Source organism: Mesorhizobium intechi (assembly GCF_002879535.1).
GTDB lineage: Bacteria > Pseudomonadota > Alphaproteobacteria > Rhizobiales > Rhizobiaceae > Mesorhizobium > Mesorhizobium intechi.
Window position 1 is genome coordinate 16765 of record NZ_PNOT02000048.1, and the last position, 15721, is coordinate 32485.

At 63.0% G+C, this 15721-nt stretch carries 16 protein-coding genes; 13 read left to right on the top strand and 3 right to left on the bottom strand.

Annotated elements, in window-relative coordinates; genetic code table 11:
- The first annotated feature begins 139 nt into the window (after positions 1-139).
- The gene (locus C1D09_RS04360) at positions 140-2620 is read left to right on the top strand and encodes a caspase family protein (protein ID WP_143973160.1); all 2481 of its coding nucleotides are present in this window, start codon (positions 140-142) and stop codon (positions 2618-2620) included.
- A 185-nt stretch (positions 2621-2805) separates the two neighbouring features.
- On the opposite strand, the gene C1D09_RS04365 is transcribed toward C1D09_RS04360, so the two are convergent.
- The 3 genes from C1D09_RS04365 to C1D09_RS04375 all read right to left on the bottom strand — a co-directional run bounded on the left by C1D09_RS04365 (position 2806) and on the right by C1D09_RS04375 (position 5955).
- Positions 2806-3510: a transglutaminase-like cysteine peptidase gene (locus C1D09_RS04365; RefSeq protein ID WP_167514487.1), complete on the bottom strand. Its 705-nt coding sequence runs from the start codon at positions 3508-3510 to the stop codon at positions 2806-2808.
- A gap of 311 nt (positions 3511-3821) precedes the next feature.
- Positions 3822-5234, bottom strand: coding sequence for a metalloprotease TldD (gene tldD, locus C1D09_RS04370; protein WP_143973161.1), 1413 nt, complete (start codon positions 5232-5234; stop codon positions 3822-3824).
- A 160-nt stretch (positions 5235-5394) separates the two neighbouring features.
- Positions 5395-5955: an invasion associated locus B family protein gene (locus C1D09_RS04375; protein WP_140887460.1), complete on the bottom strand. Its 561-nt coding sequence runs from the start codon at positions 5953-5955 to the stop codon at positions 5395-5397.
- Positions 5956-6331: 376 nt separating this feature from the next.
- On the opposite strand from C1D09_RS04375, the gene coxB reads away from it, so the two are divergent.
- From coxB to rnhA, 12 genes are all read left to right on the top strand, one after another.
- Positions 6332-7216 (top strand): cytochrome c oxidase subunit II, encoded by an 885-nt coding sequence (coxB, locus tag C1D09_RS04380; protein ID WP_143973162.1) that lies wholly within the window; start codon positions 6332-6334, stop codon positions 7214-7216.
- 38 nt (positions 7217-7254) lie between these two features.
- A complete protein-coding gene (gene ctaD, locus C1D09_RS04385) occupies positions 7255-8907 on the top strand; it encodes a cytochrome c oxidase subunit I (RefSeq protein WP_010914889.1) in 1653 nt (550 codons plus the stop codon).
- 74 nt (positions 8908-8981) lie between these two features.
- Positions 8982-9926 (top strand): heme o synthase, encoded by a 945-nt coding sequence (locus C1D09_RS04390; protein WP_143973163.1) that lies wholly within the window; start codon positions 8982-8984, stop codon positions 9924-9926.
- Positions 9927-9928: 2 nt separating this feature from the next.
- Positions 9929-10087, top strand: a complete 159-nt coding sequence (locus C1D09_RS04395) for a hypothetical protein (RefSeq protein ID WP_143973164.1) — start codon at positions 9929-9931, stop codon at positions 10085-10087.
- Positions 10087-10719: a cytochrome c oxidase assembly protein gene (locus C1D09_RS04400; protein WP_143973165.1), complete on the top strand. Its 633-nt coding sequence runs from the start codon at positions 10087-10089 to the stop codon at positions 10717-10719. Before C1D09_RS04395 ends, C1D09_RS04400 begins: the two co-directional genes overlap by 1 nt.
- Before the next feature lies 1 nt (position 10720).
- The gene (locus tag C1D09_RS04405) at positions 10721-11599 is read left to right on the top strand and encodes a cytochrome c oxidase subunit 3 (protein ID WP_143973166.1); all 879 of its coding nucleotides are present in this window, start codon (positions 10721-10723) and stop codon (positions 11597-11599) included.
- Between the two features lie 92 nt (positions 11600-11691).
- Positions 11692-12084 (top strand): L,D-transpeptidase family protein, encoded by a 393-nt coding sequence (locus C1D09_RS04410; protein WP_143973167.1) that lies wholly within the window; start codon positions 11692-11694, stop codon positions 12082-12084.
- A 2-nt stretch (positions 12085-12086) separates the two neighbouring features.
- Positions 12087-12473 (top strand): DUF983 domain-containing protein, encoded by a 387-nt coding sequence (locus tag C1D09_RS04415; RefSeq protein ID WP_143973168.1) that lies wholly within the window; start codon positions 12087-12089, stop codon positions 12471-12473.
- Positions 12470-13225 carry an SURF1 family protein gene (locus C1D09_RS04420; RefSeq protein WP_167514486.1) on the top strand — a complete coding sequence of 252 codons (756 nt, stop codon included), beginning with the start codon at positions 12470-12472 and terminating at the stop codon, positions 13223-13225. The genes C1D09_RS04415 and C1D09_RS04420 overlap by 4 nt, the downstream gene beginning before the upstream one ends.
- 87 nt (positions 13226-13312) lie before the next feature.
- On the top strand, positions 13313-14323 hold the full coding sequence (gene ispH, locus C1D09_RS04425) for a 4-hydroxy-3-methylbut-2-enyl diphosphate reductase (protein WP_143973169.1): 1011 nt from the start codon (positions 13313-13315) through the stop codon (positions 14321-14323).
- A gap of 5 nt (positions 14324-14328) precedes the next feature.
- Complete coding sequence (locus tag C1D09_RS04430) at positions 14329-15318, top strand: homoserine kinase (RefSeq protein ID WP_143973170.1); 990 nt, start codon at positions 14329-14331, stop codon at positions 15316-15318.
- The coding region (gene rnhA, locus C1D09_RS04435; RefSeq protein ID WP_143973171.1) for a ribonuclease HI at positions 15302-15721 on the top strand (420 nt) is incomplete at its 3' end. The genes C1D09_RS04430 and rnhA, both read left to right, overlap by 17 nt.

Here is a 15721-nt window from a genome sequence, read left to right on the forward strand (position 1 = left end):
CCGGCCAGCGATCACGTTTCGTTGAGACCGGGCGCTTCAGCCTCTCCCGGCCCAAAGCGGCCGGATTGACGCCGCAAAGCCGCCTTCTTGTACCAGCCTAGTCCGGCTGGGCGGAAGCACCGGCACTCTCACCTGACGGATGATCGTAATGCGGACGGTCTCGAAACTCGTCGCTTTTTTCATTGCCCTCTCCATTTTCGCGTACGGGTCGACGGCAGCGGCGCTGGCGCAAAACCAGAGGCGCCTTGCCTTCGTCATCGGCAACGCCGCCTATCCGGCGGGCGCGCTGGCGACACCGGCCAACGATGCCGGCCTGATTGCCCAGACATTGCAAGCGGCGGGGTTCGATGTGGTCGGCGCGCGCGATGTCGACCAGGAATCGCTGCGTGGCGCCTATCGCGATTTCCTCGCCAAGGTGACGGCAGCCGGTCCCGACGCAGTGGTGTTTGTCTATCTGGCCGGCCAGGGCCTGCAGTTCGAGGGCGAGAACTATTTCGCGCCCGTTGATGCCCAGATCGCCAACGCCGCTGACGTGCCGATGGCCGCGGTGCAGATCTCCGACCTCACCAAGCCGCTTGCAGCGCTGCCCACCAAGGTCAACATCGTCGTGCTCGACGTGGCGCGGCCAAACTCCTTCGCCAAGTCGAACCAGCCGCTGGCCGGCGGCCTTGCACTGGTCGACCCCGACCCGAACATGCTGATTGCCTTCAACGCAGCCCCGGGCACGGTCGCGCCGGAAGGAAAAGGGCCTTACGGCGCCTATGCGCAGGCGCTTGCCGAGATGATCAGGGATGGCGGCCTGCAACTCGGTGACGTCTTCGACCGCACGCGCCTGCGTGTCAACGAGGTGACGCAGGGGGCGGAATTGCCCTGGAACGCCTCCAAGATCACGGAGCCTTTCGTCTTCTTCGACCGCGGGCCGGATGCCCCGCAGCAGCAGGTGTCGTCGGCCGAGGTCGGCGCCATGCGGACCAAGGAAATCCGCGACTTCGATGCGCGTGATGCCTATATCGCGGCTCTCGATCGCGACACGATGCGTGGCTACGAGGATTTTCTGGTCGCCTACCCCCACGATCCGATGGCCAGGCGCGTGCGCGCGATCCTCGCGGCGCGGCGCGAGGCGATCACCTGGCGCCAGACCTGGCTGAGGGACACGCCCGAAGCCTACTGGTCCTATCTCGATCGCTATCCGCACGGTCCGCACGCCTGGGACGCAAGGCGCAGGCTCGAGCATTTCGATGCCGCGCTTGAACCGCCGCAGGGTTTTGCCGTTTACGCCTACGACGTGCCGCCGCCACCGCCCGACGAGATCGTCTATGTCGACCGGCCTGTGCTCTATTTCGACGACCCGGAATTCGATTTCGCACCACCACCACCCGTGGCGGTCATCTTCCTGCCGCCGCGACCGCGCGACTTCATTGAACTGGCACCACCGCCGCCGCCGGTCGGTATCTTCCTTCTGCCGACGCCTGTTTTCGTGCCGGTGCCTGCCTGGGTGAACCCGCCGCGTGATATCTCCCCGCCGCCGAACGACGTCATCTTCAACAACATCCACAACACCACTATCAACAACACGACGATCAACGAGAACAACAACCAGGGTGGTGGCCTCACCACCGGCCAGAAACTGACTGCTGGCGCCGTGGGCCTGGGTGCGGCGGCGCTGGCAACGAAGGTGGCGTTGCCGGCCTTCCTGCAGAAAAAGGAAACCGTGCTCTCCAAGCAGAACCCGGGCGGCCTCCCGCAGAAGCCGGGGCAGGGCGGCCAGCAGCCGGGCGGTGTCACGCCGCTGTCGAAGACATTGCCTGCCAACAAGCTGGCGGGTCATGCCTTGCCCGGCGCCGACGGCAACACGCTGCCGCTTGTCAATGGCAAACCGGTGCTGAATGGGCGGAACCTGCCCAACAACGCGAATCTGCCTAAGCAGAACCCGGGCGGCCTGCCGCTGAAGCCGGGGCAGGGTGGCCAGACGCTGCCCCTCGTCAATGGCAAGCCGGTGCTGAATGGACGCAACCTGCCCAACAACCCGAACCTGCCCAAGAACAAGTCCGGCAAGCTCCTTAACAATCAGGCCACGGCCGGTGGAAACGCCGTGACCGGCAACCCGGTAGTGAATGGGCAAAAAGGGGCCAACGGCCAGGGCGCTGGGCAGGGCCAGAACGGTCCTGGCAAGACCGGCAAGGATGCCAAGTTGCGCAAGCTTCCGGGCGCCAACGGCGCGCCTGCGGTCAACGCGGTGAACAACGGTTCGGCGCTCACTGGCCGGAGTTCAGGCCAGACTCCGCCCAACGGCAAGTTCAACAAGCTTCACAATCAGGGCGGTGGCCAGCCGAACGGCCAGGCCAATGGGCAAGGCAATGGGGCCCAGGGCAATGGCAACGGGCCGAAATTCCACAAGTTGCCTGCCAGCGGCAACGGTGGTGGCAGTGTCCAGCAGAAATTCAAGGTCAACAACGGCAACCCTCAGCTGAAGGTGCAGGGTCAGCAAAGGCCGCAGAGGCCGGAGTTCCACGCCCGGCCGCAGCCGCAGGTGCAGCGGCAGGCACAGCCGAAGCCGCAGCCGCCGGCCGTCAGGAAGCCGTCTTGCGGGCACCCCAATGAGCCCGCTTGCAAGAAATAGCGCATGTCGGCCAGCGGTGGTCCGGCTTGGGGTCGCGACTTGCACGAGACAAAGGCTTGAAACGCGTCGCTGGTCGCGTTGTGTGAGGTCACCCGGCCGTGTCGGCCGGCGACAAAACATGGCGGCGCAGCGGCGGCCACCGCAATCGTCCGTGGCGTGCTTGGGCTACCGCGGTGAACGGCTGCTCAGTCTACGAGCTTGGCAACGTTCGTGAGGGTCTGCGGCGTGCCGCCTCTCCGGTTGATCGACACCCAGATATTCGGATTCTGCTGCGACTGGCGTTTCACGAAGTAGTAGCCGGTGGCGTTCCAGGGCCTGATTTGGTCGACCAGATTGTCGAGGACCAGATCGCCCTTGTCGGTTTTCACCGTCAGGATGGTGTGGCCTTCATTGTCGAGGTCGTGCACCACCGTCATCAGCAGCGCCTGCCGGGGAAATCCCGCCTCCATGAGAAGCTTGCGCTTGTAGAGCGCGTAGATCTTGCAGTCACCCTTGCCGTCCACCGGATAGTCCCAGTGGTCCATCATCGTGCCCCAGTGATCGAAATTGCTGACCGGCTTGATGGAACTATTCGCCTTCTGATTGATCCGCTTGAGGATGCGCAAGGTCTGCGCGTTCAGCTTGATATTCGTGGCCTGAAGAGCCGGCACCTTGCATTCTTTTGGCCGGCGATGGCAGAAATCGACCCATCCGTAGGGGACGCTGGTGGGGCCGCCGACCACGGCAAAGCGTGAGGCATCCGAGGATGATTGCGTCTTCCCGAACAAGGTCGACTGCTTGGGCAAGGTTGATTGCGCTGATGCCGAACTGACATTCAGCGACGTTGCGCCAAACAGCGAAATACCGGAAAGCAGGAAGGAGGAAGTCAGGACGCCGAGGGAACGCAGCACTGGCAACACCACCGCACGAGAGGACCGATCAAAGGTAATGGGGCGATCGTGCGTGATCAACTAAACATTTAAGAAGGCGTTAACATGTTCGTGTCCGCGGCCGGCAATGCGGCGTGGCGCCGCTCCGCCACGCATCGCGCTATGCTTCTTGCACGTCACCGCGCCCCGCTGCCTGCGCGGCCCTGACCAATTCGCGGTGGTTGAGACGGTGGTGATAAGCTCTTCGGACCCGGCCATTGTCGCTTGCCTCGATGTGAGACAAGCGTAGGATTGTCGGACGTGACGCTGATTTGAAGGCTATAAGGCCGCCATCACACCCTGGTGCCGCCCACGGTCATTTGGTTCATCCTGAGATGCGGCTGGCCGACGCCGACCGGCACGCCCTGTCCGGCCTTGCCGCACATGCCGATGCCATTGTCGAGCTTCATGTCGTTGCCGACCATCGAGACGCGGTGCATGGCGTCAGGCCCATTGCCGATCAGCATGGCGCCCTTGATCGGCTGCGTCACCTTGCCGTTCTCGATCATGTAGGCCTCGGTGCAGCCGAACACGAACTTGCCCGACGTGATGTCGACCTGGCCGCCGCCGAAGGAGACGGCGTAGATACCGTTCTTGACCGAGGCGATGATCTCGTCCGGGTCCATGTCGCCCGACGTCATGTAAGTGTTGGTCATGCGCGGCATCGGCTGGTGTGCATAGCCTTCGCGCCGGCCGTTGCCGGTGGCATTCATGCCCATCAGCCGGGCGTTCTGGCGGTCCTGCATGTAGCCGACCAGTTTGCCGTCCTCGATCAGCACATTGCGGGCTGAAGGCGTGCCCTCGTCATCGACGGTGAGCGAGCCGCGGCGCTCCGGTATGGTGCCGTCGTCGACGACGGTAACGCCCTTGGCGGCGACCTGCTGGCCCAGCAGTCCCGCGAAGGCCGACGTCTTCTTGCGGTTGAAATCACCTTCCAGCCCGTGCCCGACGGCCTCGTGCAGCATGACGCCCGGCCAGCCGCTGGACAACACGATGTCGAAGGTTCCGGCCGGAGCAGGGATTGCCTCGAGATTGACCAGCGCCTGCCTCAGCGCTTCCCTGGCGGCATGCTTCCAGCTGTCCTCGATCAGGAAGTCGCCGAACGCCTTGCGGCCGCCCATGCCGTAGGAGCCGCTTTCCTGGCGGTCGCCATCGCCGACCACGACCGAGACGTTGATGCGGACCAGCGGCCTTATATCGCGCACCATTTGGCCGTCGGCGCGCACGATCTCGACATGCTGCCAGGACGCCGCGAGCGAGGCCGTCACCTGGCGCACGCGTGGATCCTCGGCGCGCAGCCAGGCGTCGATTTCCTGCAGCAGTTTCGCCTTGGCCTCGAAGGAGGGCGAGGGGATCGGGTTCTCGTCGCCGTAGAGATGGCTGTTGGTGCGGGCGGGGGCGGCGGCAAGCGTACCGGAATAGCCGCCCTTGACCGTCGAGACGGCCGCGGCCGCGCGCAGCAGCGAGGCCTCGGACAGGTCGCTCGAATGGGCGTAGCCACTGGCTTCACCCGCTACGGCACGCAGGCCAAATCCCTGGTCGGTGTTGAAATTGGCGGTCTTCAGCCGGCCGTTGTCGAACATCAGCGCCTCGCTTTCGCTGTATTCGAGAAACAGTTCGCCGTCGTCGGCGCCGTTGATGGTGTCGGCGACAATCTGCTTGATGCGATCGTCGGAAATATCGAATTGGCCGATCAGGCTGTTCATGGCGCGTCCGTCCGTGGGAAGATTGCTTTCCCCCGATGTAGGCGCGAAGCCGCGCCCGCACAATCGGCAATGAGGATCGGCGTCGACGAATGACAACGGCCGGCCGATGCGGCTTTCAGGAGAGCTGCGTCAGAACCTGGTTCCGCGCCAAGCTCCGGGATCAGGGAAGGGCGGCAAAGCCGTCGGCAAAACCCTTGAGGTCGACGGGGATGCCGATGCCTTCCTCAGGCGTCTGGAAGACGATGAACGTCGCTGACGTGCCGGTCTTCAGCGTGTCGAGCAGCGGCTTTTCGAGGATGACCTCAGCATAGCAGCCGTCCTGGAAGCAGCGCACGAAATAGGCACGGCCGATGTCCTTGCCGTCGACATTGAGGCCGAGCCCGTTCGGCAAAAGCACACCGAGCGGCGCCAGCACGCGCAGGATCTCGGCCTTGTTGTCAGCGGTGCGCAGCACGACCACCGACAGCCCCATCTCCGGACGATCCTCGGCGACGACATTCTGCATCATCACGCATTGTTCGGAGGTGGCGCCCGCCGGCGTGTCGCAGATGATCGACCATGCGCCATGTGTCGAGCGCACGGTGCCACTCGGCTGGGCTGCATTGGCCTGACCGGCGACGAACAGGCTTGCCGCGGACAAAGCGGCAAGAAACATGGCCTTGACCAAGGTGCTCGAAAGCCCCGGTCTCGTATGCCCCAGTCTCGAAAGCCAAGAGTTCATGACGGCTCCATTGCGAATCACGGCACTTTAAGCCGCGCCAATGCCAAGTAAAGGACGAGACCGCTGCCGAACTGTCCCGAAACAGGCAATCCAGCGCTTTTCCTTGCCAAATTCGCCTGAATTACGACGCATCGCGCACCTTGCCGACATGATGCGAGCAGCCTGCCAAACATACGCGATGCGCCGCCATCGCCGCTGCCCCGGAAGAGCCGTCTCAGCTTGCGCGCAAAAATGCCGCACAGTTTCCTCCGCTCCTTTCTTGCAGAGGGAAAAAGAGTATGGTTTGAACCAGCTTGAGACTGTCGGGATTCCCGTCCCGGCATTGTTCGTTATTCTCGTTGGCGCTGCCGCGAGGAACTGGGAGACGAAGAGGGCGATGAGAAATTTCCTAGCAGACGCCAAGTTTCTAGCCAGTGCTGGGGCTGTCACCGCGCTTTTCGCCGGTACGTCCGCCCATGCCGACCAGCCCGTGGCGTGGGAGACGACCTTCCAGGCGCCGGCGACCGACATGATGCGGCAGATCGAATGGTTCGGAAACTACACGATGTGGTTCATCGTCCCGATCACCATCCTGGTGCTGCTTCTCCTCGCCTACTGCATCGTCAGGTTCCGCGCGAGCGCAAACCCGGTTCCCTCCAAGACGAGCCACAACACGCTGATCGAGGTGATCTGGACCGTCGGCCCGGTCGTGGTCCTGCTCTGCCTCGCCATTCCTTCGTTCCAGCTTCTGACCGCGCAGTACACCCCGCCGGAAGAAGCCAAGCTGACCGTCAAGGCGACCGGCAACCAGTGGAACTGGGACTACGAATACCAGACCGACAACACGCTCTCCTTCAATTCGGCCATCCTCCAGGATGGCGATCGCGCCAAGGCCGGCAAGGAGGATCGCAAGGTCTATCCGCGCCTGCTCGCCGTTGACAATGAGCTGGTGGTGCCGGTCAACACGATGACGCGCGTGCTCGTCACCGCGACCGACGTGATCCACTCCTTCGCCATGCCGTCCTTCGGCATCAAGATCGACGCCATTCCGGGGCGCACCAACGAGACCTGGTTCAAGGCGGAGAAGGAAGGCCTCTATTACGGCCAGTGTTCGCAGCTTTGCGGCAAGGACCACGCCTTCATGCCGATCGCCATTCGTGTCGTCTCCGACGCGCAGTTCAAGACCTGGCTGGCTGCGGCCAAGACCGATCTGCCCGGCGCCAACAAGACGCTGATGGCCGAGGTCGATGGCCAGAACAAGGTAGCGGCCGCCGGCAATTGATGCCGCGGGTCAGCAAGATTTAGGGAACGGAGCGGAACATGGCAGACGCTGCAGCTCACGACGGCCACGACCACAAGCCTTATCATGGCTGGGTGCGCTGGGTCTATTCGACCAACCACAAGGACATCGGCACGCTCTATCTGATCTTCGCGATCATGGCCGGCATCATCGGCGGCGCGCTGTCGGTCGCCATCCGCATGGAGTTGCAGGAGCCTGGCATCCAGATCTTCAGCGGTCTGGCGCAGATGGTCTACGGTATGAACGGTGACGCCGCGATCGACGGCGGCAAGAGCATGTACAACGCCTTCGCCACCGCCCATGCGCTGATCATGATCTTCTTCATGGTCATGCCGGCCCTGATCGGCGGCTTCGCCAACTGGATGGTGCCGATCATGATCGGCGCACCCGACATGGCGTTCCCGCGCATGAACAACATCTCCTTCTGGCTGCTGCCGCCGGCCTTCATCCTGCTGCTCACCTCGATGTTCGTGCCGAGCGCGCCGGGCGCCTTCGGCGTCGGCGGCGGCTGGACGCTCTATCCGCCGTTGTCGACCTCGGGTCAGCCCGGACCGGCCATGGATCTGGCGATCCTGTCGATCCACATCGCCGGTGCCTCGTCGATCCTCGGCGCGATCAACTTCATCACCACCATCTTCAACATGCGCGCTCCGGGCATGACGCTGCACAAGATGCCGCTGTTCGCCTGGTCGGTGCTGGTCACCGCCTTCTTGCTGCTGTTGTCCCTGCCGGTCCTGGCCGGCGGCATCACCATGCTGCTCACCGACCGCAACTTCGGCACCACCTTCTTTGCGCCCGATGGCGGCGGCGATCCGCTGCTGTTCCAGCATCTGTTCTGGTTCTTCGGCCATCCGGAAGTGTACATCCTGATCCTGCCGGGCTTCGGCATCATCAGCCACATCGTCTCGACCTTCTCGAAGAAGCCGGTGTTCGGTTATCTCGGCATGGCCTACGCCATGGTCGCGATCGGCGCCGTCGGCTTCATCGTCTGGGCGCACCACATGTATACGACCGGCCTTTCGCTGGACACGCAGCGCTACTTCGTCTTCGCCACCATGGTCATCGCGGTGCCGACGGGCGTTAAGATTTTCTCGTGGATCGCGACGATGTGGGGCGGATCGATCTCGTTCAAGACGCCGATGCTGTGGGCGCTGGGCTTCATCTTCCTGTTCACCATCGGTGGCGTCACCGGCGTTCAGCTGGCCAATGCCGGCCTCGACCGCTCGCTGCACGACACCTATTTCGTCATCGCCCACTTCCACTACGTGCTGTCGCTGGGCGCGGTGTTCGCCATCTTCGCCGGCTGGTACTACTGGTTCCCCAAGATGACCGGCTACATGTATTCGCCCGTCATCGCCAACACCCACTTCTGGGTCACCTTCGTCGGCGTCAACCTGATCTTCTTCCCGCAGCATTTCCTTGGCCTGGCCGGCATGCCGCGCCGCACCATCGACTATCCGGATGCGTTTGCCGGCTGGAACTATGTCTCGTCGATCGGCTCCTATATCTCGGCCGTCGGTGTGGCGATCTTCCTCTACGGCGTGTTCGAAGCCTTCCAGAAGAAGCGGATCGCCGGCGCCAACCCATGGGGCGAGGGCGCCACCACGCTCGAATGGCAGCTGCCTTCGCCGCCGCCGTTCCACCAGTGGGAGCAGCTGCCGAAGATCAAGTAAGGCGGCTTCCGCCCGAATACGAAACCGCCGGCCCGCCGGCGGTTTTGGCCAACGGAATGATGGACTGAGTACGCATGGCCCTAGTCGACGAAACCAGCATAGACGAAGCGGGCTTCCGCATGTCGGAAGCGACGGCGGGCGATTTCTTCGCCTTGCTGAAGCCGCGCGTCATGTCGCTGGTGGTGTTCACCGCCTTTGTCGGGCTGGTCGCCGCCCCGGTGACCATCAACCCGCTGCTGGCGGTCATCGCCATCCTGTCCATTGCCATTGGCGCCGGCGCCTCGGGCGCGCTCAACATGTGGTACGATGCCGACATCGACGCGGTGATGACCAGAACCGCAAGCCGTCCGGTGCCGTCCGGCCGCATCCAGCCGCACGAGGCGCTCAGCTTCGGCCTGGTCTTGTCGGTGCTGTCGGTGATGACGCTCGGCGTGCTGGTCAACTGGCTGTCGGCGACGCTGCTGGCCTTCACCATCTTCTTCTATGCCGTCGTCTACACGATGTGGTTGAAGCGCTGGACGCCGCAGAACATCGTCATCGGCGGCGCGGCCGGCGCTATTCCGCCGGTTATCGGCTGGGCCGCGGTGACCGGATCGGTCAGCCTGGAAAGCATCGTCCTGTTCCTGATCATCTTCCTGTGGACGCCGCCGCATTTCTGGGCGCTCGCACTATTCAAGTCCGGGGATTATGAGCGGGCCGGCATCCCGATGATGCCCAACGTCGCCGGCCACGCTTCGACCCGCCGTCAGATCTTCGCCTATGCGCTGGTGCTGGCCCCGGTCGGCGTGGCGCCGTGGCTGCTCGGCTATACGACGCCTTTCTATGGCGTGGCCGCCATACTGCTTGGTCTTGGCTTCGTCTGGTACGCATGGAAAGTGCTCGGCATGGCCGATAACGACCGCATCATGAAGCCGGCCAAGGCGCTGTTTGCCTATTCGTTGCTTTATCTCTTCGCCATCTTCGCTGCCTACCTGGCCGACAGCGTTGTCGAGCGCGCGCTTGCCATGGGTGGGGCATGATCATGGTCCAGGAAAAGCTTGAGACGGTCACCTTGACCGAGCGTCAGAGGAAGGCCCAGCGCAGCCGATCCATCGCCATAGGTGTGGCGCTGGCGGTTCTGGTCGTCATTTTCTACATCGCCACCATCGTCAAGTTCGGCCACAATCTGGGCACGATGTGATGAGCGTCGAGACGTCCAGAAAGCCGGCCGGCAAGAACCGCAACCGCATCGTCGCGGCTGTCTGCCTTGCCTTCTTCACCGGCATGATCGGCATGGCCTATGCCGCCGTGCCGCTCTACAAGATGTTCTGCCAGGCGACCGGCTATGGCGGCACGACGCAACGTGTCGAGAAGCAATATGCCGGCCGCGTGCTCGACCGTGAGATCACCGTGCGCTTCGATGCCAATATTGCCGGCGTGCCGTGGGAATTCCAGCCGGTCCAGCGCTCGATGACCATGAAGATCGGCGAGACCGTGCAGGCGCATTATCAGGCGACCAACAAGTTCGATCGCGCCGTAACCGGCCGCGCCACCTTCAACGTGCAGCCGGAACTGGCGGGCCCGTATTTCAACAAGGTCGAGTGTTTCTGCTTCACCGATACGTCGCTGAAGCCCGGCGAGACACTGGACATGCCGGTCCTGTTCTATGTGGACCCCGATATCGTGAATGTGCCGGAACTGAAGGACGTGAAGACGATCACGCTGTCCTATACGATGTTCCCGGTCGAGAAGAACAAGCCGGTTGCCTCTTCGGAGCCGGTCCAAGGCACCAGCAAGACAATTTCAGATACCGAAGCAAATCTCGGGGGTTGATATGGCAGACGCGCACGCAAAACATCACGACTATCATCTCGTCGACCCAAGCCCGTGGCCCTTCCTGGGCTCGATCGGGGCGCTCGTCATGGCCTTCGGCGGTGTCTGCCTCATGGAGTATTTGAAGGGCGGCTCCTTCCCGATCTTCGGCCACAACATCGCCAATCCATGGCTGTTCTTCATCGGCCTTGTCATCGTGCTCTACACCATGTTCGCCTGGTGGTCGGACACGATCAAGGAAGCGCATGAGGGTCATCACACGCGCGTCGTGTCGCTGCATCTGCGCTACGGCATGATCATGTTCATCGCCTCGGAGGTGATGTTCTTCGTTGCCTGGTTCTGGGCCTATTTCGATGCCAGCCTTTTTGCCGGCGAGGTGCAGAACTATGCGCGCCACACATTCACTGGTGGTGTCTGGCCGCCGAAGGGCATGGAGGTTCTCGATCCCTTCCACCTGCCGCTCTACAACACGATCATCCTGCTCCTGTCGGGCACCACGGTCACCTGGGCGCACCATTCGCTCATCCATGGCGATCGCAAAGGCCTTATCAACGGCCTCGTGCTGACCGTCGGCCTCGGCATGCTGTTCACCATGGTGCAGGCCTATGAGTACATACACGCTCCGTTCGGCTTCAAGGATTCCATCTACGGCGCCACCTTCTTCATGGCGACCGGCTTCCATGGCTTCCATGTCATCATCGGCACCATCTTCCTGCTGGTTTGCCTGATCCGCGCGATAAAGGGCGATTTCACCCCCAAGCAGCATTTCGGCTTCGAGGCAGCTGCCTGGTACTGGCACTTCGTCGACGTGGTCTGGCTGTTCCTGTTCTCAGCGATCTATGTCTGGGGATCGGCTGGTGCGGTGATCGAAGGCCACTGATCCGGCCTTCGCGATTGGATTTCAGGAAGGGGCGGCCGCGGCGACGTGGCCGCCTTCTTCTTTTCGGCGCAATGATTGCCGATCGATTGCCGATGCGGCGGACAATTCCCTGGGCGGTTTGCGCACCCATCCTTCTGGCATCCCCCACCCTGGCGGCTGACAAGGTCGATCTGGTGCATGTCCACAAGGCGGAGCGGCGGCTGGAGTTGATCGCCGATGGCAAGGTCGTGCGCAGCTATGGCATCGCGCACAGATCGATCCACATTTCCTATCCCAGTGCCGACGGGCTGGCGGCGGCAATGGCGCGCACTGTCGACGCCGGTGGCATGATCATGATCCACGGCCAGCCCAATGGTTTCGGCCGGTGGGGCTGGCTGCTTCAATTGGTCGACTGGACTGATGGCTGCATTGCCGTTAGGGACTCCGACATGGACGAAATCTGGGCAATGGTGGCCGCTGGGACACCGATAGAGATCGAGCAGTAGCGATGACTGAAGACAAAGCGATCTGGCCTCCGATCGATCCGATTTCGGCCGGCCTCCACGGCCGCTGCCCACGCTGCGGCGAAGGGCGGCTGTTTTCCGGCTTCCTCACCGTCGGCAAACGCTGCGTCAATTGCGGCCTCGATTATTCCTTCGCCGATGCGGGCGACGGACCCGCGGTCTTCGTCATCCTGATCATCGGCTTCATCATCGTCGGCCTGGCGCTCTGGGTCGAGGTGACGCTGAGCCCGCCGCTGTGGCTGCATCTGCTGGTCTGGATCCCGCTGGCCCTGGTGCTGTGCCTGACGGCGCTGCGGCTGATCAAGGGCGTGCTGCTCACTCTCCAATACGCCAACAAGGCGGCCGAAGGCCGGCTGGACCGCGGCGAATGAGCGAGGCAGCCATCAAAGGTGCCGGCCGTTCGCGGCCACGATCGGCATTGCTGCTCGGCCTTGGTCTGGTGCTGCTTTTGATCTTGCTGGCGCTCGGCACCTGGCAGGTCCAGCGCCTGCACTGGAAGGAAGGTCTGCTGCAGACCATCGACCGGCGTACCCATTCGGCGCCGCTGCCGCTGGCCGAAGTCGAGAAGGAATTCGCCTCGACCGGCGACGTCGACTACACGCCGGTCACGGTCTCCGGCACGTTCCGGCATTCGGGCGAACGGCATTTCTACGCGACTTGGGAAGGTGACGCCGGCTTCAACGTCTACACGCCGCTTGCCCTCGACGATGGCCGATTCGTGCTGATCAATCGTGGTTTCATACCCTATGATCTGAAAGACCCGGCCAAGCGCGCCAAGGGGCAGATCCCAGGCAAGGTGACCATCACCGGGCTTGCCCGCAATCCGCTGCCGGCAAAGCCGTCGATGATGCTTCCCGACAACGACGTGGCGAAGAACATCTTCTACTGGAAGGACCGTGACACCATGGCGGCGAGCGCCGGCCTGCCGGCCGGATTCACGCTGGTGTCGATCTTCATCGATGCCGACAAGGCGCCGAATCCCGGCGGCCTGCCGATCGGCGGCGTCACCATCATCGACCTGCCGAACAGCCATCTGCAATATGCTGTCACCTGGTATGGGCTTGCCGCGGCACTCGCCGCGGTGCTCATCCTGCGGCTTCGCCGTCCCGCGAAAGAAGAATGACCGCGCGCGACGCCCCTTTCTACCCACGCCCTTGACATGGCAGGGCTAGGCACCTCATTTCGGCGCTGACGAACCGGCCAGGATTTAATGCATCAGACAACCAACAAGCCTCCGCTGACGATCCGGCTTTGCCAGCCGCGCGGGTTCTGCGCCGGCGTCGACCGTGCCATCCAGATCGTCGTGCTGGCGCTGAAGAAATACGGCGCGCCGGTCTATGTCCGCCACGAGATCGTGCACAACCGTTACGTGGTCGAAGGGCTGCAGAGCCTTGGCGCCGTCTTCATCGAGGAACTCTCCGAGATACCGGCCGAACACCGGCAGTCGCCGGTCGTCTTCTCCGCGCATGGCGTGCCGAAATCGGTGCCGGCGGACGCACAGGCGCGCAACCTGTTCTATCTCGACGCCACCTGCCCGCTGGTCTCGAAGGTCCACAAACAGGCAATGCGCCATCAGCGGCTTGGCCGCCATGTGCTGTTGATCGGCCACGCAGGGCACCCCGAGGTGATCGGCACCATGGGCCAGTTGCCGGATGGCGCTGTCACGCTGGTCGAGACCGAGGCAGATGCCGCCAGCCTCGCGCCCGCCGATCCGAAGGCGCTTGGCTTCGTCACCCAGACCACGCTGTCGGTCGAGGACACCGCCGGCATCATCCGTGCGTTGCGGGAGCGCTTTCCCGATCTGCAGGCCCCGGCGGCCGAATCGATCTGCTACGCCACCACCAACCGCCAGGAGGCGGTCAAGGACACCGCACCGGGCGCTGATCTCTATCTGATCGTCGGCGCTCCCAATTCCTCCAATTCGCGCCGCCTTGTCGAAGTGGCCGAGCGTGCCGGCGCCACCATGTCGCTTCTCGTGCAGCGCGCCGCAGAAATTCCGTGGAATGACATTGGCACCATTTCGACGCTTGGCCTGTCGGCCGGCGCATCGGCGCCGGAGATCATCGTCGACGAGATCATCGATGCGTTCCGCCAGCGCTTCGATGTCACCATCGACCTGGCCATCACGGCCACCGAAACAGAGGATTTTCCGGTCATGCGGGTACTGCGCGATGTCGAACTGACGCCGGCCGACATGGCTTTCGTCAATGGGGCCGCGTAAGGCAGATGGCGGTCTATACCGACGTTGCGGAGGGCGAACTCGCCGCTTTCCTGAAGCAGTATCCGGTCGGCGATCTGCTGTCCTACAAAGGCATCGCCGAAGGCACGGAGAACTCCAACTTCCTGCTGCACACCTCCAGCGGCTCCTACATCTTGACGCTCTACGAGAAGCGCGTCGACAAGGCGGATTTGCCGTTTTTCCTCGGGCTGATGGGCCATCTCGCCAACAAGGGCGTGTCTTGCCCGCTGCCAGTGACCGCGCATGACGGCAGCGTCATCGGCACGCTGGCCGGCCGGCCGGCCGTCATCATCACCTTCCTCGAAGGGCTTTCGCTGCGCCGCCCGACGGCAACGCACTGCGCCGAGGTCGGCAAGGCGCTGGCCGCCTTGCACCTGGCCGGTGCCGATTTTCCGATGACCCGCCCGAATGCGCTCGCCATCGACGGTTGGCGCAAGCTGTGGAACGCAGCCCGCGACCGGGCCGACGAGGTCGAGCCGGGCCTGGCGGCGGAGGTCGACGCCGACTTCGCCGATTTCGAACGCAACTGGCCGAAGGGCCTTCCGGCGGGCATCATCCATGCCGACCTGTTTCCGGACAACGTCTTCTTCCTGGGCGAAAAGCTGTCCGGCCTGATCGACTTCTATTTCGCCTGTGACGACCTATATGCCTACGACGTCGCCACCTGCCTCAACGCATGGTGTTTCGAGAAGGATTTCTCCTTCAACCTCACCAAGGGAAAGGCACTGCTCGCCGGCTATCAGAGCGTGCGTCCGCTGAGCGAAGAGGAAAAGGCGGCACTGCCGATGCTGTCGCGCGGTTCTGCCCTGCGTTTCATGCTGACCCGGCTTTACGACTGGCTGACCGTTCCCGATGGCGGCCTGGTCATGAAACGCGACCCGACCGAATATATCAGGCGGATGCGGTTCCATCGGGCGATCAAATCGGCTTCGGAATACGGATTGGCCGATGTGGGGCATCATGAGCAAACAGGTTGAAATCTTCACCGACGGCGCCTGTTCGGGCAATCCCGGCCCTGGCGGCTGGGGTGCCATCCTGCGCTTCAACGGCACCACCAAGGAGCTTTCCGGTGGCGAGGCCGAAACGACCAACAACCGCATGGAGTTGCTGGCGGCCATATCGGCGCTGAATGCGCTGAAGGAGCCCTGCACGGTCGAGCTTCACACCGACAGCAAATATGTCATGGACGGGATTTCCAAATGGATCCATGGCTGGAAGAAGAACGGCTGGAAGACCGCCGAAAAGAAGCCGGTCAAGAACGGCGAGCTGTGGCAGGCGCTGGATGAAGCCAACCGACGCCACAAGGTCACCTGGAACTGGGTGAAGGGGCATGCTGGCCACACCGAGAACGAGCGCGCCGACGAGCTCGCGCGGGAAGGC

Coding starts and splice junctions, on each gene's coding strand:
- C1D09_RS04360 (WP_143973160.1), top strand. CDS start 140: ATGATCGTAATGCGGACGGTCTCGAAACTCGTCGCTTTTTTCATTGCC.
- tldD (WP_143973161.1), bottom strand. CDS start 5,234: ATGAACAGCCTGATCGGCCAATTCGATATTTCCGACGATCGCATCAAG.
- C1D09_RS04375 (WP_140887460.1), bottom strand. CDS start 5,955: ATGAACTCTTGGCTTTCGAGACTGGGGCATACGAGACCGGGGCTTTCG.
- coxB (WP_143973162.1), top strand. CDS start 6,332: ATGAGAAATTTCCTAGCAGACGCCAAGTTTCTAGCCAGTGCTGGGGCT.
- ctaD (WP_010914889.1), top strand. CDS start 7,255: ATGGCAGACGCTGCAGCTCACGACGGCCACGACCACAAGCCTTATCAT.
- C1D09_RS04390 (WP_143973163.1), top strand. CDS start 8,982: ATGGCCCTAGTCGACGAAACCAGCATAGACGAAGCGGGCTTCCGCATG.
- C1D09_RS04395 (WP_143973164.1), top strand. CDS start 9,929: ATGGTCCAGGAAAAGCTTGAGACGGTCACCTTGACCGAGCGTCAGAGG.
- C1D09_RS04400 (WP_143973165.1), top strand. CDS start 10,087: ATGAGCGTCGAGACGTCCAGAAAGCCGGCCGGCAAGAACCGCAACCGC.
- C1D09_RS04405 (WP_143973166.1), top strand. CDS start 10,721: ATGGCAGACGCGCACGCAAAACATCACGACTATCATCTCGTCGACCCA.
- C1D09_RS04410 (WP_143973167.1), top strand. CDS start 11,692: ATGCGGCGGACAATTCCCTGGGCGGTTTGCGCACCCATCCTTCTGGCA.
- C1D09_RS04415 (WP_143973168.1), top strand. CDS start 12,087: ATGACTGAAGACAAAGCGATCTGGCCTCCGATCGATCCGATTTCGGCC.
- C1D09_RS04420 (WP_167514486.1), top strand. CDS start 12,470: ATGAGCGAGGCAGCCATCAAAGGTGCCGGCCGTTCGCGGCCACGATCG.
- ispH (WP_143973169.1), top strand. CDS start 13,313: ATGCATCAGACAACCAACAAGCCTCCGCTGACGATCCGGCTTTGCCAG.
- C1D09_RS04430 (WP_143973170.1), top strand. CDS start 14,329: ATGGCGGTCTATACCGACGTTGCGGAGGGCGAACTCGCCGCTTTCCTG.